The organism is Sphingobacterium puteale (assembly GCF_003627955.1).
Classification (GTDB): Bacteria; Bacteroidota; Bacteroidia; order Sphingobacteriales; family Sphingobacteriaceae; genus Sphingobacterium; species Sphingobacterium puteale.
This window is the reverse complement of record NZ_RBWS01000015.1, coordinates 14,116-31,671: the sequence shown is the minus strand read 5'-3', so window position 1 is coordinate 31,671 and position 17,556 is coordinate 14,116. Positions and strand designations below refer to the sequence as shown.

The following is a 17,556-nucleotide window of genomic DNA, read 5'->3' as shown; positions in this document are numbered from 1 at the left end:
CACTGTTTTTATGGATCTTGTTTTCTTTTTTACTAATTCAGTACATTGATCTGTTGTTTCCTAACAAATTGTCTAAAATCATCCGAAGCCGGATTTTCGAATATCTCAAGGTCGAAATATTTTGTGGCGGCAAAGAGGTGATCAAAAACATCGGAGACAATACCTTCATAATATTCCCACCGTATGTCATTGACAAAGAAATACAGTTCGACCGGTACACCATGTTCGGTTGATGCCAATTGTCGCACCATTAAGGGCATGGTTTTGTGGATCTGAGGATTTTGACGCAGGTAGGCAAGCGCATAAGCTCTGAACATGCCCAGATTGGTCATTTTCCTGCCGTTTATTGGACTGGAAGGATCTATCTGATGAATACGGTTAAATTCGTCTATTGTCTTCGCGCGATCTTCTATATAGGCACGGAGAATCTGTATGTGTTTTAGTCTTTCGATTTCTTCGTTGTCCAAAAATCGGATCGTGGAAATTTTAATATTTATCGCCCTTTTCAGGCGCCTTCCTCCAGATTGCTGCATACCCCTATAATTTTTAAAGGAATCCGATAATAGGGTATGTGTCGGAATTGTCGTGATGGTCTTGTCAAAGTTCTGCACTTTGACATTATTGAGGTTGATTTCCTTTACCGTCCCATCTGCGCCGTATTTGGGCATTTCGATCCAGTCCCCTACACGTATTGAATCATTGGCCGATACCTGTATACTTGCAACAAAACCCAGGATCGTATCTTTGAATACCAACATTAAGATCGCTGATGCTGCTCCTAATGACAACAAAAATGACCAGGGAGAGCTTCCTGTCAAGATCGAGAAACAGATGGTGCCGCCGATAAAGTACATGATAATCTGACAGACCTGTAAGTAGCTCTCCAACGGTTTATCGGCAAAGGACTTTTTGGTACGCAGGATATCCCGGATACTTTTTAATAAGGAATGGATGATCAACAAACTGACGACGGTGGTTGCGATGGCCAATAATTTGTTGATATTTTCTTTCCAGTTCGGAAAGCCCATAAAAATAATGGGAATGATATATTGGGCAACTAATATGGGGACGAAATGCGCGATCAGTTTTAAGGTCTTATTCCGGATTAATAAGTCGTCAAATCGGTTGGCGCTTCTCCGGATCGCTTTAATGGTGAGTAGCAGAAGCGTTTTTTTGCTGAAGTAATCGACAATGAACAGAAATAAGACAACCAGCAATAATAAAACAATGGAATTGATAAAATGATTGGTCTGGTTATCCAAACCTAGCTTGTTAATCCATTGAAAAGTCCAGTTGTAAATTTGGGATTGTGAATCCGTTAACAATTCCATTGATGTATTTTGCATCCTGCAAATATACAAAAAGCCGCATTTGCGACTTTTTGTTATTTTGAATTTAGCGGCTCGCGCTCATGTTTATGTCTAAAGAATATTGCAAAAAGTACTGCGATAACCAGGGTGTAGATGGCAAAGGCTAGCCAGATGTCATGCCAGTCCTTGAGCATAATATTATTGTTCAGGGTACCATCAGGCAACAGCGAGATACTTTTCTCTTTTAAGAAATTCAGGAAATGCATATCATTGATATCCGTATCCAGGTAGTTGGCCAGATCCTGCCCATTCTGAAAGCTTTTGGTGAAATAATGGTCGATTATCCACCCGGATGCAAAACTGCCGAATACTGCTCCGAAACCATTGGTCATCATCATAAATAAGCCTTGAGCAGAACTACGTATACTTGATGTTGTGGATGTCTCAACAAACAAAGAGCCTGAGATATTGAAAAAGTCAAATGCCATTCCATAAACGATACAGGAAAGTACAATCATCCACAGGCCGCCAGCAGGGTCTCCAAATGAGAACAGCCCAAAACGTAATACCCAGGCAAACATAGAGATCAACATAACTTTTTTGATCCCGAATCTCTTCAGAAAAAATGGGATAGCCAAGATAAAAAGCGTCTCCGATATCTGCGAGATCGACATAATAATTGTCGAATATTTCACCACAAAGGATTCCGCAAATTTTGGATAGAATTTAAATTCGTCCAAAAATACATCCCCATACGCGTTGGTCAACTGCAATGCGGCTCCTAAGAACATGGAAAATATAAAGAACAGCGCCATTTTATAGTTTCCAAATAATTTAAAGGCTTCTAAGCCCAACAGCTGTATCCAAGATGCACTTTCCTGCTGTAATTTTTTAGGTGGGCATTTCGGTAATGTAAAGGCATAGAGACTCAAGGCCAAGGCCGCTGTTCCCGCAATATAAAATTGGTATGCTGTTGCTTTGTTACCTGTCAGATTTGTGATCCACATCGCTACGATAAATCCAACAGTTCCGAAAACACGGATAGGGGGGAATGCTTTGACCAGATCATAGTTGTTTTCATTCAATGCGGTATAGGCAATAGAGTTGGATAGAGCCAATGTCGGCATATAGAAACACATTGCTGCGAGCATCGCATTAAAAAAAGTGTTGGGATCATTAACTTGTGGTAAGTAGAAAAGAACAGCAGCATAAGATAAATGAAGGAAAAAATATAGTCTTTCAGCATTTATCCAGCGGTCAGCAATTATCCCCATCAATGTTGGCATAAATAGCGAAGCTATCCCCATTGTAGCGAAGATGGCACCGAATTGTGTACCATCCCATTGCTTTGTGCCAAACCAATAGTTAGCTATTGTAATCAACCATGCTCCCCAGACAAAAAACTGAAAGAAGCTCATAATGGTCAATCTTAATTTAATAGACATAAAACGATATTATTTAGAGTTTTTGTTTCGCTTTAATGAGAGGAGTTATTTTCTTTTGGAAATTTCATCCCTAATCAACGCGGCTTGTTCGTAGTTCTCTTCCGTTAATGCCTGGTTGAGCGCCTGCTCCAGTTGTTCATCTGTCAACGAAGAAAAAGGGTTGTTAGCGGATTGGGAAGGAGTCTTCTCTTCGACCTCGACCATACTGGGATCTTGTACCTTGTTGGCTTTGTCGAGATTTTCCAAAAATGCGAATTCATGTCCTTCAATAATAATCCCTGCAGATGACATAATAAATTCGTAGGCATAAATTGGTGCTTCAAAACGAACTGCCAAGGCAACCGCGTCGGAAGTACGCGCATCAATTTCGACCATCTTATTGCCGTCAGAACAAATGATCTTTGCATAAAAAATGCCTTCAATCAGATTGTAGATGAGTACTTCGACGAGTTTAATGCCAAAAGATTCTGCAAAGGACTGAAACAGGTCGTGCGTAAGGGGACGGCTTGGAATCATTTTTTCTATCCGAATAGCGATGGCTTGAGCTTCATGGCTACCAATAATGATGGGCAGTCTTCTGTTGCCCTCCACTTCTCCCAATACAAGGGCGTAAGCCCCAGATTGCGTTTGACTATAGGATAAACCAACGATATCTAATCTGATTTTCTTCATTTTAATTCCAAAGCGGTCTACAAACTTAGATAAATTTGCTTTTATATGCAATTATAATTACGTTCCGTGTGAAACAAATTTATCGATCTCCCTCGATTGCGCCGACCTTTTTAATCGAGGAAATTGCAATTAGGTAAAGGGTAAATAAAAACTCCCCAATCATGTTTGGAATGAATGGGGAGGAAAATATGCGGTAAAATCTTAATGACCTTTGTAAGCCTTTAAAGCCTGTGTCAATTTGGGTACAATATCAAATGCATCACCAACGATACCGTAATCCGCAACTTTAAAGAATGGTGCTTCGGGATCTTTGTTGATCACTACAATTGTTTTTGAAGAACTAACACCGGCTAAATGTTGGATAGCACCGGAGATACCGATAGCAATATAGAGGTTGGGACTTACAACGATACCCGTTTGGCCGACGTGTTCGGAATGTGGGCGCCATCCTGCATCAGAAACAGGTTTTGAACAGGCTGTCGCGGCACCAAGGACATCTGCGAGTTCTTCGATCATCCCCCAGTTTTCCGGACCTTTTAGCCCACGGCCAGCAGAGACAACGATTTCTGCCTCCGGTAGGGAAACTTTATCTGTTGCGCGCACAATTTCTTTAACAATTGTCGAGAAGTCCGTGGCAGCAATATTGGCTGCAAAAGGTTCAACAACGGCGGTACCTCCAGTTACCTTGGTTTCATAAGCATTGGGATTTAAAGCGATCACTTTGATCGCTGCGGTCAATTCCACTGTAGCAAATGCTTTATTTGAAAACGCGGTCTTTTTGACGGTTAACTTTTCACCTTCGATAGTCGGTAACGACAAAGCCCCATCAGCGAGTGCAGCATGAAGTTTTGCCGCGATGCGAGGTGCTAGACCTTTGCCGGAAAAAGAGTTGGAAAGTACCAGCAAATTAGCGCCTATATTCTTTGCGGCTTCCGCGATAATGCTCGCATAAGCTTGGTTGACAAAAGAGGAAAGCTGCTCATTATTGACCGTAAGCACTTTTGAAACACCGTAGCTGCCCAGTGTAGCGAGTTCATCCTGCGCGACGTTGCCGATCGAGATGGCAACAAGGTCGGTGCTGATATTATCGGCGATGGCTTTCGCATAAGAAACGACTTCAAAAGCAGACTTTTTGAATTTTCCATCGGTATTTTCTACATATACAAGTATTGACATAGTTTTTTCGGAATTTAATGATTAAATAACTTTGGCCTCATCATGTAATAGAGCAACCAGTTTCTCAACGTCTGCAGCATCAACTAGTTTTACAGTGCTGCGTGGAGCTGGAGTCTCATAATTAACAATGTGGGAAAGCGTATCAACTGCGGATGGTTCCAGCACATCCAATGGTTTGGTGCGTGCGCTCATAATACCACGCATGTTAGGTATCTTAGGATCCGCGACTCCTTCTGCTGTACCAATAACAATTGGCAGTTTGGCTGTTAACACTTCTTTGCCACCTTCTATTTCACGTTCAATACTGACAGCATCAGCAGCGATATCGATCTTCTTGGCAATGGATACCGATGGTATATTCAGTAATTCTGCAACGATTGCACCAACTTGCGCACCATTATAATCAATGGATTCCCGTCCGGTTAAAATAAGGTCAAAAGCATTTTCCCTGGCATAATTTGCGATTTGATTCGCAACAAACCAGGCATCTCTCGGAATGGCATTAATACGTACTGCATTGTCAGCGCCTATAGCCAATGCTTTGCGAATGGTCGCATCAGTTGATGCATCTCCGACATTAATAACAGTCACTGTACCTTTTCCTCCCTCAGCTAATTCAACTGCCTTTGAAAGGGCAATCTCGTCATAAGGGTTTATAATAAACTGCACCCCAGTTGTATTAAAGGCAGTGTTGTCATTTGTAAAAGTGATCTTCGATGTAGTGTCAGGGACATTACTTATACAAACTAATATTTTCATATACGATTGGTTTTACCCAAACTTACCATATTTTCTCCCAAATAAAAAGCCCCCAACCGCTTAAAATTTTGGTTTACCGCGTGGTTTTGCTATTACGTTATTTTGAATTTACAATGGTTTTTTACTACTTATTTTGTTTTATTTGTAAATTAAGTTCAATTTTATGGTTTTTTTAATAAATTTTGTTCAACTCTATATCTATTTTTTGAATAGAAACAATCCGTCAGCATAATGTCATTTTGTATGCTAGCATAGTATTTTTAATAGAATATATCTGTTGCGAAGTTATTGCTCGATAGGGAAGGACGGAGTGGCGACAAAGAAACCTAAAGTGTTAGCTAACACCTGCTATGTGTGGAAAATGCAGAAAAAAGGGGGAGCGATCAGATAATTTACATTTGGGAACGCGGGCGCAAAAAAATAATTGTTTACAGATGAGCCCAATTTTAATTAAGTTTGAAATAAAAAAGATATGTCAACACGATTGGATCAACTCAACGAATTTTTGAAAGAGAGCCCTGAAGATCCTTTTTTAAAATATGCCATTGCTGCGGAGTACCTGAAACAAAATAATGAGCAGGAAGCTTTGGACAGATTTGAGAAGCTGATCAATAGCCATCCGGACTACGTCGGAACGTATTATCATCTGGGAAAATTATACGAAAAACTGGACAAACAGGAACTTGCGATCAAAACATATAAACAGGGAATTGATGTGGCACGTAAAAGCCGCAATTTCCATGCATTGGGCGAGTTGCAGGGCGCTTTATCATTTTTGGACGAAGAAGAAGATGATGATTTTTAGTTCTTTCTAAATTTTTGGTATCTAATTTGTTATGAATTTTAAGGGTGTAACTAATAGATGCTGATTTTTTGAATTTGGAAAGAGATGAAAAGGTTTATTTGGACAGTAGGAGTGATGATAATGATTGGATTAGGAGGGTGTGATAATCCGAAACAGAGTGTGGCTGCCTATAAAGATAATTTGCAGGAATTAAAAGGAAGAGACAAAGCTGAAATTGTGATCGGAGAATATAAAGGGGTGATGCCCTGTGCGGATTGCGATGGTATAGAGACGCTTATTTCTTTACATAAAGACAATACCTATAAATACTCGTCCAAATATCTTAACAAAAGCGATGATGTTTTTGTGCGCGAGGGAAAATGGAAATTGGATGAAAATATAATCACGTTGGATGGTGTCGATTATAAATTCAAATTGGGCAACCATATCTTGAGTCAATTGGATCTATCAGGTAATGATATTACGGGAGATATTTCCAAATACTATGTGCTGACGAAGAATTGAAATCCGCCGCGGGAAATAACATTTATATAAAAGCAAAAAAATCCGAAGAGAATAGAGAATACTCTTCGGATTTTTTTGCTTTTATATTCCCACAGTTTTAGCTACTTTTTAAACAAAGTTCTTTTAACGTCGACACAACAAAATCCACTTCTTCTTTTGTATTGTTCTTGCAAAAGGAGAATCTCACCGAAGGCCGGTCAGAATTTGTTTTGATCGCCCCAAGCACATGTGAGCCAATATCGGTCCCCGAGCTACAGGCACTTCCACCGGAACAGGATATGCCTGCTATATCCAAATTGAATAATAACATATCTGCAAGATCACTGCAAGGGAAAGAGACATTCAGTACGGTATATAAAGATTTTTCTGGTTCGACAACGCCATTGAATTCGATAGCTGGAATAGCTTTTTGTAACTCTTCAATCATATAGGATTTAAGAGCTTGAATATAAGCCTGGTGCTCATCCATATGCTCATAAGCGAGTTCCAACGCTTTCGCGAGACCTGCTATCCCATAAACATTTTCGGTGCCGCCACGCATATTCCGTTCCTGGGCGCCACCATAAATCAACGGTTTGATTTTGTTATTGGCATTGATATAGAGGAAACCTACGCCTTTCGGACCGTGAAACTTGTGGGCTGCACCAGTAATAAAATCAATTTTAAGCTGTCCCAGATCATGCGGATAATGCCCCATGGTCTGTACCGTGTCGGAGTGAAATACGGCATTGTAGCGCTGACATAATTCCGATATACGTTGGATATCGTTGAGGTTGCCGATTTCATTATTGGCGTGCATGATAGAAACAAACGTACGGGGATTGCTACTTAAGAGCTCTTCCAGTTGATTAAGGTCTAAATTACCTTTGCTGTCTACGTTGAGTAGATCAAGATGAACTTTTCCCGCTTTCTCCAGCTCCTCCAGCGTATGCAGGACAGCATGGTGTTCTATTGGTGAAGTGATCGCATGCGTGATGCCAAAGTCCGTGATCGAACGTACGATGGCCATATTGTCGGCTTCGGTGCCCCCCGAAGTAAAGAAAATTTCTGCCGGAGATACATGGAGTAGGTTGGCGATCGTTTTCCGCGCTTTTTCTACGATTGTTTTTACTTGTCTTCCGTGACTGTGAATAGAAGATGGATTTCCAAAGTTGTTATCCATGACATCTACCATTACTTTAATAACTTCAGGATCTAAGGCTGTAGTCGCAGCATTGTCAAAATATACTTGCATGGTGCAAAATTACAAATCTCAAAAGTAAATCAAATGCATTAAATGACTTATTTTCATCAGAATTTGGTCGTTTTTTTAGGCTGTGCTGAAATCGTTGCGACAAATTCCGTATGAACCGGGGGAGCGTCGATCATTCCCGTTTTTGGGGAAATATTTTTTTGAACCCGCGTAGATTATGGTAAATGAGCATGTTGCCGACGTATAATTATAATAAGGAATCCACCCAGGGCAATTGCTAAGCCCAGGTAAGCAGCTATATCGCCAGTTTTGGTATATATTGTAATTTCTTCGTTTAAATTGATTTCCTGATTCAGTGCTGCGGGTTCCCACCATTTTGTCCGCTGTACAATATCACCGCGTTGATTGATAAAACCGGATATCCCAGTATTTGCCGACCGGGCAACCCAGCGTCTATTTTCAATGGCTCTTAGTTTAGCATATTGCAGATGCTGGTCTTTCCCCGAAGTATTGCCCCACCAGCCGTCATTGGTAATGATCGCGATAAACTGAGCTCCTTTTTTAACATATTTCGCTACATAGTCACCCCAGATGGATTCGTAGCAAATGACCGGGGCAGCACCGATACCACTCTGGGCATAGAAAACCGAAGGCTCGGCCTGTTTCCCGTAACCGCCTGTCGTGCCACCAAAAGCTTTAAATAATGGTTTTAAAAAATTCATCGCCGCGCCAAAGGGCATCTGTTCCACACCGGGGACCAATTTGGATTTATGATAAAATTGCAGTTTGGATGAGTAATCGATCAATGTTGCAGCGTTAAAGTTGTCCTGGTAAATATGAGGTGTAATTTCACGTGCTGTCGTTGTCTTCGCATAATTATATAATTGATAACTCTCTATGCCCGATAAGACATTGCCATTTTTGTACTGATCCAAAAATTGTAGAATCCGTTGATAGGAATAGGTCTCACGGAGGTTTTCTTCATCAAAATCACCGTTTTGTGAAAGGGCGGTTTCGGGCCAGATAAAAAACTCCGTGTTTGGTTTCGCTACAGAATTGGAAAGAGAAAACAAGGTGTTCAATTGTTCTTCAGGGCTGATCCGAAACTTAATGTAAGGATTCACGTTCGGCTGTACTACCACGACCTGGGCAGGGTTTTGATGCTCCTCGTAGCTGAAATAACGAAACAGAGAATAAGTAGCAGGAACCGCTAAAATCAAAACCAGGCAAAGGATAGGGACAAGCCTGTTTCTGAGCTGGTAGATTCCTTTCCGATTGAGGTATAGTACGAAAACCAGGATATTTACCAGCCAGATCCACATAGACCCGCCGTATATGCCGGTCATGTCGTACCATTGGATCAATTGATGAAAGTTGGCAAAGCCGTTTCCTAAAGTCATCCATGGAAACGCCAGATCCCAGGAGGCGTGGAGAAATTCATAGCTGATCCAGAATCCCATTAATCCAAAAAGGGATAATAGCAGTGAAGTTTTACGCCTTAATTGATAATATAGGGAAAACGCAAGCGCCATTAAAGCTGCCCCAAGGCAGAAAGGGATCAAACTGATCACAATAGCCGCAAAAGGAGGCATAACTGCGGAGATGGAATTGTATACCCAGTAAATGGATGCCGTATTCCAGACAACAGCCATAAGACCCGCCGTTAGAAAAATCTTCTTCCCTTTTTTTTTAATTGTTTCGCTGCGGATGATGTTTTCCAGTGCAATCAATAAGGGCAGAAACCCAATAAAGAGCAGCAGGCTGGAATAGGGGATAGGAGGCCAGCCCAACCACAATAAAAAGGCACTTAAAAGTGCCAATAAATAGTTATTCTTCACAATACCCACCTATTTTATAAACTGGATAAAACTTCTCTTTTCTTTTGCTCGTATTCGTCCTGAGTGATCAATTGCTTGTCGAAGAGTGTTTTTAGTTTTTTAAGTTTTAAAGTAATTTCATCATCTTCCTCTTCTATTATCGGAGCAACCGGAACGGGAGTCGCCGGAGGTGTAACCGGCGCAGAGGCCGCAGGTTGTACAGTAGCGGACGGAGGAGCAATGACCGGTGCCGGTGCTGCTGCCGGAGCCGGAGCTTGCTGGCTTGGTTCAGCTTTCTCAACAATGGTCTCCCGGGGACTGCTTGGCGCAATGACGATCTTTTCCTTTTCAGCGGCCAATTCCGCTTTTTTATAGTTTTCGAGAGCAGCCTTGATATATTGGTAGAGTTTTCTGGCTTGAACTTTTGGAATGTAGTCAATGCTTAAGTTTTCTCCAGTAAAAGGAATGACAGTGACCTTTGAACCAAAGATCTCTTCTTTGAACGCAATATCCTTAATATCCTGCCATCCGAAAATTTCAAAATCCGTCGCTAAGCCCAATTTGGTAAATTCACACATAAAAATGCGTTTATTACTAATGGTGATACTGTCCGGTAAAATTGTCACAGCAGGTTTTTTCTGTACCGCGATATAATCTATTTTTTCTCCTGGAGTAAGCATGTCCTGGACTTTAGTAATCAATTTTTCAATGATTTTTATATCCTGTCCGTCTTGTGCAAATTGTTCCATGTTCATGTCAAATACGTTTTAGTAATCAAAGATTGTCAAAATTTATTCCAATCCACCTACACAAAATACAAATTCTCCTTTGATTGGATTGTTTTCAAAGTGTAATTTTAAATCAGTTAAAGTTCCGCGGACATTTTCCTCGTACAGCTTACTTAATTCCCTGGAGATAGAGGCTTGCCTTTCTGCTCCGAAAACAGTAATAAATTCTTCTATTGTCTTGAGTATACGGTGTGGAGATTCATAGAAAATCATTGTTCTTTTTTCTTCCGCCAATGCCTTTAAACGTGTTTGGCGTCCCTTTTTTACGGGAAGGAAACCTTCAAAGCAGAAGCGGTCATTAGGCAGGCCTGAGTTGACCAGTGCCGGAACAAAAGCGGTGGCGCCGGGTAGGCATTGTACCTCCAGCCCTTCTTTGATGGCCGCGCGGACCAATAAAAAACCGGGATCGGAGATTGCTGGTGTTCCAGCATCTGAAATGAGAGCGATATGTTGCCCTTCTTTCAGAAATTTGATGATTTCAGAAACCGCTTTATGCTCGTTATGCTGATGGTGCGCAAAGACCTTTTTATCTATCCCAAAATGCTTTAAAAGAGGAGCACTTGTCCTTGTGTCCTCTGCTAAGATGATGTCTACTTCTTTCAGAACATTGACTGCACGAAAGGTCATGTCTTCCAGATTGCCAATAGGTGTTGGAACTAAATATAACATGGTCAAAGTTAAGTTTTTTTTACTATATAATATGTGCTAAAACATTCTGCCTCTTTTGGAGTTATTTTCTAATATAAATGCACGTATAAATTATGCAATACATTGAAAAAATACAAGCACATCTAGGTGCCGAATCAGATTACCTATTGGCGTTTGACAAACCGGCAGTTTCTAAAACGATGCTCCATCTTCCCGAAGGGAAATTTATCGATCAGGTATATGGTAGCAGTGACCGTACACCACAGGTTTTACGCAGTTTGGGGCAGCTTTTTGGAACCGGCCGCTTAGCCAATACAGGATACCTGTCCATATTGCCGGTAGATCAGGGAATAGAACACAGTGCCGGGGCCTCTTTTGCACCCAATCCGCAATATTTTGATCCGGAGAACATCGTGAAACTGGCATTGGAGGGCAACTGTAATGCGGTAGCATCGACTTTTGGCGTATTGGGCGCGGTATCCCGAAAATATGCCCACAAGATTCCCTTTCTGGTCAAAATCAATCATAACGAATTGTTGACCTATCCCAACCGTGCTGATCAAATTCTGTACGGAACTATACGCGAAGCTTGGAATATGGGAGCAGTAGCCGTTGGGGCGACTATTTATTTCGGTTCAGAAGAATCTGACCGTCAGATTATCGAAGTGGCAAAGGCATTTGAGGAAGCACATTCACTTGGTATGGCTACGGTATTGTGGTGCTATCTGCGAAATTCGGCGTTTAAAGCAGGAGACAAAGATTATCATTTAGCAGCGGATCTAACGGGGCAGGCCAATCATCTCGGCGTAACCATAAAGGCAGATATTATTAAACAAAAGCTTCCGGAATTGAATGGTGGTTTTAAGGCGTTGAATATGGGTAAAAGTAGCTATGGAAAATTAGATGAACGCATGTATACGCAGTTGTCATCAGACCATCCGATTGATCTATGCCGTTATCAGGTGCTCAATTGTTTCGCCGGTAGGGCAGGACTGATCAATTCAGGTGGGGCTTCGGGCCAGAATGATATACAGGAAGCTGTGAAAACCGCTGTGATCAACAAAAGAGCGGGTGGGACAGGCTTGATATCAGGACGGAAGGCTTTCCAAAAGCCAATGAGCGAAGGTGTAGAATTGCTTCATGCAATTCAAGATGTCTATTTATGTAAAGAAGTTACGATAGTATAAGATGTGTAGTGGATAATCACTGTAATTATTGCCAAAAAGCGGCAATTTTCACTATCTTTGTTCACTATTTTTTAAATAACACATTTATATTATGTTGCAATTAAATTATATCCGTGAAAACAGGGATACGGTTATCGAAAGATTGGCTGTCAAGCATTTCAAGGAAATTGGATTGGTCGATGAAATCATCAGTTTAGATGAAGACCGCCGTAAGATCCAAGCGGAATCTGACGCCCTTTCGGCAGAAGCTAATGCGGCAGCAAAACAGATTGGAGATCTGATGCGCCAAGGAAAAAAAGAAGAAGCTGAAGCCGTTAAATCCCAATCGTCCGGATATAAAGAACAGGTGAAGCAACTGTTGGATAAATTAGGAGCAATCGAAATCGAGTTGAACGATAAAATTGTTCAATTGCCTAATTTACCGCATCAATCGGTTCCTGCAGGTGTAAGTGCTGATGACAATGAGGTGGTTTTAACCAACGGGGAAATTCCCGTTTTATCAGAAGATGCGTTACCACATTGGGAATTGTTAAGCAAATATGATATTGTAGATCTGGAGCTCGGTGTAAAAGTTGCAGGAGCCGGATTTCCGATTTACAAGGGTAAGGGAGCAAAATTGCAACGAGCATTGATCAATTTCTTTTTGGATCAGGCAGCTGAGCAAGGATATGAAGAGGTACAGGTGCCCATTCTGGTTAATGAAGATTCTGCATTTGCTACGGGGCAATTGCCGGACAAGGAGGGACAGATGTATTACGTCAACAATGACAATTTATACCTGATCCCCACAGCGGAAGTGCCGGTTACGAATATCTACAGAGATGTGATTGTCAAGGAAGCACAGTTTCCAATTAAACATTGTGCTTATACCCCATGTTTCCGTCGCGAGGCCGGTTCTTATGGCGCCCATGTACGCGGTTTGAATCGTCTGCACCAGTTTGATAAAGTTGAAGCCGTACAGCTTGTTCATCCGGAAAAATCGTATGAAGTCCTGGAAGAAATGAGCCATTATGTACAAAGTTTGCTTCAAAAATTAGAACTGCCTTATCGCGTGTTGCGTTTATGTGGTGGTGATATGAGTTTCACTTCTGCACTGACTTACGATATGGAAGTATACAGCTCTGCACAAAAACGCTGGCTCGAAGTCTCTTCTGTTTCCAATTTTGAAACATATCAATCCAATCGTCTGAAAGTCCGTTTCAAGAATGCAGATGGAAAAATGCAATTGGCCCATACGCTAAATGGATCAGCATTAGCTCTGCCACGCATTGTTGCTGCGATTTTAGAGAATAATCAAACGGATAAAGGAGTGCGGATACCTGCAGTTTTGGTTCCTTATACGAAATTCGAATATATTGATTAATGAAACCTATCAAATAACAGATTCCCATCGTAGGATTTGTGATAGCAAGAGACTTTATCTGAGTAGGTAAAGTCTCTTTTTTTTGAGAATTCCATTCAACCGAACTTTAGAATCGTTATAAATTACTCTTTTTTTTAGGGATGAAAAATAAGGGAATGTCATGTTAATGTTTTCTTAATACATTGTTAATGTTTTGTTAAATATGTGTGATTCCGTATAAAATTCTGTTTTGAAATTGTTTGAAGAGTTTTTATTCTAAAATGAATCTTGCGTTTGAATTTGCAAGATACTGAAGGCTTTGTTGCCTTATTTTTTGTTTTTAGGAGAGAATGTTAAAAAACTTGTAAAAGCAACTTTGGCTTTCTATATTTGAGACCGTTAATAAAAATCGCACTAACTATTATATACTGTAAATGCTGAAAAGAGCAAATTTTACAGCTGAGTATTTTCAACGGATTGACTCTACATCTACCTAGGGTATATTTTTTCCATTAATATTTTCAACTGTTATCCCATGAATGGCGGTATGCTATTTTGCATATTGTTGTTTATTGTCTAAGCAATGTGTGTTTAGACAGTTATGTTGACGGATATAATTTATATCAATATATAGGATTAGAAAAATAATAAAATTAACTAACTAAAACATGAAACAAACATTACTAAGTTTTCTTGTTGGCGGAATGATCTTGACTTCGGTCGCATTCGCACAGGAAAAAAAGATTAGTGGTCGTGTTACATCTGCTGATGGTAAAGCAATACCTGGGGTGACAGTGGTAGTACAAGGCACTAATCAAGCGACACAAACAGATGCTGATGGTAATTATTCTTTGAATGTGCCTGCAGGCAAAGTTGTCGTCTTCCGTTCAGTTGGTTTTGATGATAAAACCATTATTGTTAACAACAACAGCACTGTGTTCAATGTATCTTTGTCAGGACAGGACAATGCATTGGAAGAAGTTGTTGTGACTGCAAATGCAATCAAAAGAGAAAAACGTACATTGGGATATTCTGCTCCGACTATCAATAGTGAAGAATTGACAAGTGGTAGAAATGCAAGTGCGATTAACTCATTGGCGGGTAAAGTAGCAGGTGTGAATATCACATCAACATCAAATTCTCCGGGTAGTTCTTCACGAGTGGTATTACGAGGTGGTTCATCTATTGCTGGAAATAACCAGGCATTGATCGTTGTAGATGGTGTGCCAATTGACAACTCAAGCGTAATTGGAGGAGCATCTTCACTTGCCAGTGTGGATTTCGGTAACCGTGGTAATGATATCAATCCAGATGACATTGCATCCGTTACTGTCTTAAAAGGCCCCGCTGCTGCAGCTTTATACGGTTCACGCGCTTCCAACGGTGCATTGATCATTACCACCAAAACAGGTAAACAAGGAGGTGGTAAAACTGATATTTCTTTTAGTTCATCAAATACGTTTTCATCTATTTTAAAATTACCTGATTTTCAAAATGAATATGGACAGGGTGCATCTACTTATGATAGTAAAGGGAATTTGGTATTCGTAGATGATCCAAAGGAAAACTGGTCTTGGGGTGCTCCATTTACTGGTGAAATGAAAGAATGGGGACAAGCTATCGACGGCAAACGTTTGTCGAAGCCGTATTCAGCTGTTAAAAATAATGTACGAGACTTCTTTTCAACAGGTATAGCTTCAGATAATAATTTAAGCCTATCTGGCGGTTCGGAAAAAAGCACTTTTTATTTAGGGCTGAATTCTTTGAATTCTAATGGTGTTTATCCGGGAAACAAAGATACGTATAACAAGTACGGTGTTAGATTTAATGGAACTACAGAGTTTTCCAATAAATTCTATGCTGGGATCTCAGCTAATTACAATAAGATCAATAGTAATAATATTGGTGGTGGGCAAGGAGATGCTTCGGTGTATAACAACTTGTTGCAAACACCAAGAGATATTCCTGTTACTGACTTAAAAGATTTAAATAATCCTTACTTTGGTTATGGCTATGTTGGGGCAGACGGCGTTGATCATAGTGATAGATTTGGTTACTATGGAGCCTACACAATGAATCCTTATTGGGTGCTTCAAAATTATAATAACTATAATGACGTTAATCGTGTACAAGGTAATTTTAACGTAGGCTATAAGCCTTTTGAATGGTTAGACATTAAAGAACGGGTAGGTGTTGATCATTATTCTGATCGCAGAAGATCTGAATCACCTAAATATACTTTTTTTCCAGCGGATAATACTACCGATAATTATTCGGATTCAAACGTTAGGACTAGCAATGGGCAATATCGTCTAGATCAATATAATGTAACCGAGGTAATCCATGATTTTATGGTTACTGCTAATCATAAATTTAATGAGGATTTTGACGCGTCATTAATGATTGGTAACAATATCAGACAACGTTATGCCACAGTCAATAGTACAGCGACAAATGCAAGTGGAGGATTGGTGAAGTCAGGATGGTATAATTTGGCAAATTCCTTAGGGCCATTGGATTTAATTGAAGATTCTTGGGAAAAGCGCCGATTAGTAGGGGTATATGCAGATTTAAACTTGTCATACAAAAACTTTTTGTTTTTGCAAGCTACAGCGCGTAATGATTGGTCATCTACTTTGCCAAAGAAAAATAATTCGTTCTTCTATCCTAGTGTGAGCAGTTCATTTGTATTTTCTGAATTGATGAGTCCAGATGCAAAGAGAATCTTGAGTTATGGTAAAGTGAGAGCCAATATTGCGAAGGTAGGTAGTGATACCGATCCTTATAAATTACTGACTACCTACCGTAGAGGTGAAATTGATGGAAATTTTGGTAGTACGACATTTCCATTTGGGAATGTGTATGGCTTGATGGCTAATTCAACTATCGGAAATTCTGAATTGAAACCTGAGATTACTACATCTTTTGAAGTGGGTACAGAGTTGGGATTTTTTCAAAATAGATTGTCTGTGGACTTTACCTACTATAAAAATAGTTCGAAAGATCAGATCTTAAGCATTCCGATTGCTAACTCCACAGGATTTGGCTTCTCAGTAGTTAATGCTGGTAAAATAACGAATAACGGTGTTGAGCTGGCTTTAAGAGGCACACCAATCAAAACACAGGATTTTACTTGGGAGCTGATGGGTACGTTTACCAAAAACAATAATAAAGTCGTCGAGTTAATGGAAGGTGTTGACCAAGTTACTTTGGGAGGTTTCTCGGGAATGTCTATCGTTGCGGCAAAAGGTCGTCCATATGGTGAGTTCTATGCAATTGCTAACCAAAAAGATGATCAAGGACGAACAATTGTTGATCAAGAAACAGGATTACCAATTCCTACGACGGAAGCTCAATACTTAGGAAGTTATAATCCTAAATTCCAGGCATCTTTGGGGACTACTTTAAGCTATAAGAATTGGTCTTTAAATACGTTGTTCGATATGAAACATGGTGGTGTTTTCTTTTCAAGAACAAAAGACATTATGGCTTTTACGGGTACTTCTGCTGAAACTGGTGGCGAACGTTTTGCTCAAATTTTTCCAAATTCTGTTTATTTGGATGAGAATGGCAATAGTGTAGTTAATACTACAGCCAAATACGATAAAGTCGATTATTATCCTTATCTGGAAGCGGGCGAAAATGTTGTAGATGCTTCGTACATCAAATTACGTAGCCTAGCAATCTCTTATAAGTTCAAAAAGGATCAATTGAAAAATACACCTTTTGGAGATGTAACTGTTGGGCTGTTCGGTAATAACTTATTTATTTGGACGCCTAAAGAAAATAAATATGCTGATCCGGAAGTTAACTCTGCCGGTGCAGGAAATGCGCAAGGATTTGACTATACTGCCCAACCCTCATTGCGTAACTACGGAGTTAATGTAAAGGTTTCATTCTAAGGTTTTTAA

Annotated in this window: 14 protein-coding genes; 5 read left to right on the top strand and 9 right to left on the bottom strand. The window is 40.2% G+C overall.

Annotated elements, in window-relative coordinates:
- Positions 1 to 32: 32 nt before the first annotated feature.
- The 5 genes from D7322_RS18880 to D7322_RS18860 form a co-directional block, all read right to left on the bottom strand.
- Positions 33 to 1,331 carry a mechanosensitive ion channel family protein gene (locus D7322_RS18880; RefSeq protein WP_121125912.1) on the bottom strand — a complete coding sequence of 433 codons (1,299 nt, stop codon included), beginning with the start codon at positions 1,329 to 1,331 and terminating at the stop codon, positions 33 to 35.
- Positions 1,332 to 1,384: 53 nt separating this feature from the next.
- Positions 1,385 to 2,755, bottom strand: coding sequence for a nucleoside permease (locus D7322_RS18875; protein ID WP_121125804.1), 1,371 nt, complete (start codon positions 2,753 to 2,755; stop codon positions 1,385 to 1,387).
- Positions 2,756 to 2,800: 45 nt separating this feature from the next.
- Complete coding sequence (locus D7322_RS18870) at positions 2,801 to 3,427, bottom strand: bifunctional nuclease family protein (protein WP_121125803.1); 627 nt, start codon at positions 3,425 to 3,427, stop codon at positions 2,801 to 2,803.
- 201 nt (positions 3,428 to 3,628) lie between these two features.
- Positions 3,629 to 4,603 (bottom strand): electron transfer flavoprotein subunit alpha/FixB family protein, encoded by a 975-nt coding sequence (locus D7322_RS18865; RefSeq protein ID WP_121125802.1) that lies wholly within the window; start codon positions 4,601 to 4,603, stop codon positions 3,629 to 3,631.
- A 21-nt stretch (positions 4,604 to 4,624) separates the two neighbouring features.
- Positions 4,625 to 5,362 carry an electron transfer flavoprotein subunit beta/FixA family protein gene (locus tag D7322_RS18860; RefSeq protein ID WP_121125801.1) on the bottom strand — a complete coding sequence of 246 codons (738 nt, stop codon included), beginning with the start codon at positions 5,360 to 5,362 and terminating at the stop codon, positions 4,625 to 4,627.
- A 472-nt stretch (positions 5,363 to 5,834) separates the two neighbouring features.
- Here D7322_RS18860 and D7322_RS18855 point away from each other — a divergent pair, with 472 nt between their 5' ends.
- Both D7322_RS18855 and D7322_RS18850 read left to right on the top strand, forming a co-directional pair.
- A complete protein-coding gene (locus D7322_RS18855; protein WP_121125800.1) occupies positions 5,835 to 6,167 on the top strand; it encodes a tetratricopeptide repeat protein in 333 nt (110 codons plus the stop codon).
- Between the two features lie 84 nt (positions 6,168 to 6,251).
- On the top strand, positions 6,252 to 6,671 hold the full coding sequence (locus tag D7322_RS18850) for a copper resistance protein NlpE (RefSeq protein ID WP_121125799.1): 420 nt from the start codon (positions 6,252 to 6,254) through the stop codon (positions 6,669 to 6,671).
- 97 nt (positions 6,672 to 6,768) lie between these two features.
- Here the strand turns inward: D7322_RS18850 and D7322_RS18845 are convergent, their stop codons facing one another.
- The 4 genes from D7322_RS18845 to rsmI form a co-directional block, all read right to left on the bottom strand.
- On the bottom strand, positions 6,769 to 7,905 hold the full coding sequence (locus D7322_RS18845) for a cysteine desulfurase family protein (protein WP_121125798.1): 1,137 nt from the start codon (positions 7,903 to 7,905) through the stop codon (positions 6,769 to 6,771).
- Between the two features lie 173 nt (positions 7,906 to 8,078).
- Positions 8,079 to 9,701: an apolipoprotein N-acyltransferase gene (gene lnt, locus D7322_RS18840; RefSeq protein ID WP_121125911.1), complete on the bottom strand. Its 1,623-nt coding sequence runs from the start codon at positions 9,699 to 9,701 to the stop codon at positions 8,079 to 8,081.
- Between the two features lie 14 nt (positions 9,702 to 9,715).
- Positions 9,716 to 10,435 carry a PH domain-containing protein gene (locus tag D7322_RS18835; protein ID WP_121125797.1) on the bottom strand — a complete coding sequence of 240 codons (720 nt, stop codon included), beginning with the start codon at positions 10,433 to 10,435 and terminating at the stop codon, positions 9,716 to 9,718.
- Positions 10,436 to 10,471: 36 nt separating this feature from the next.
- A complete protein-coding gene (gene rsmI, locus D7322_RS18830; protein ID WP_121125796.1) occupies positions 10,472 to 11,137 on the bottom strand; it encodes a 16S rRNA (cytidine(1402)-2'-O)-methyltransferase in 666 nt (221 codons plus the stop codon).
- Positions 11,138 to 11,229: 92 nt separating this feature from the next.
- On the opposite strand from rsmI, the gene D7322_RS18825 reads away from it, so the two are divergent.
- From D7322_RS18825 to D7322_RS18815, 3 genes are all read left to right on the top strand, one after another.
- Positions 11,230 to 12,303, top strand: a complete 1,074-nt coding sequence (locus D7322_RS18825) for a class I fructose-bisphosphate aldolase (RefSeq protein WP_121125795.1) — start codon at positions 11,230 to 11,232, stop codon at positions 12,301 to 12,303.
- A gap of 91 nt (positions 12,304 to 12,394) precedes the next feature.
- Entirely contained in the window at positions 12,395 to 13,666 is a 1,272-nt protein-coding gene (gene serS / locus D7322_RS18820; protein WP_121125794.1) for a serine--tRNA ligase, read from the top strand.
- Positions 13,667 to 14,313: 647 nt separating this feature from the next.
- Positions 14,314 to 17,547 (top strand): SusC/RagA family TonB-linked outer membrane protein, encoded by a 3,234-nt coding sequence (locus tag D7322_RS18815; protein WP_121125793.1) that lies wholly within the window; start codon positions 14,314 to 14,316, stop codon positions 17,545 to 17,547.
- Positions 17,548 to 17,556 lie beyond the last annotated feature (9 nt).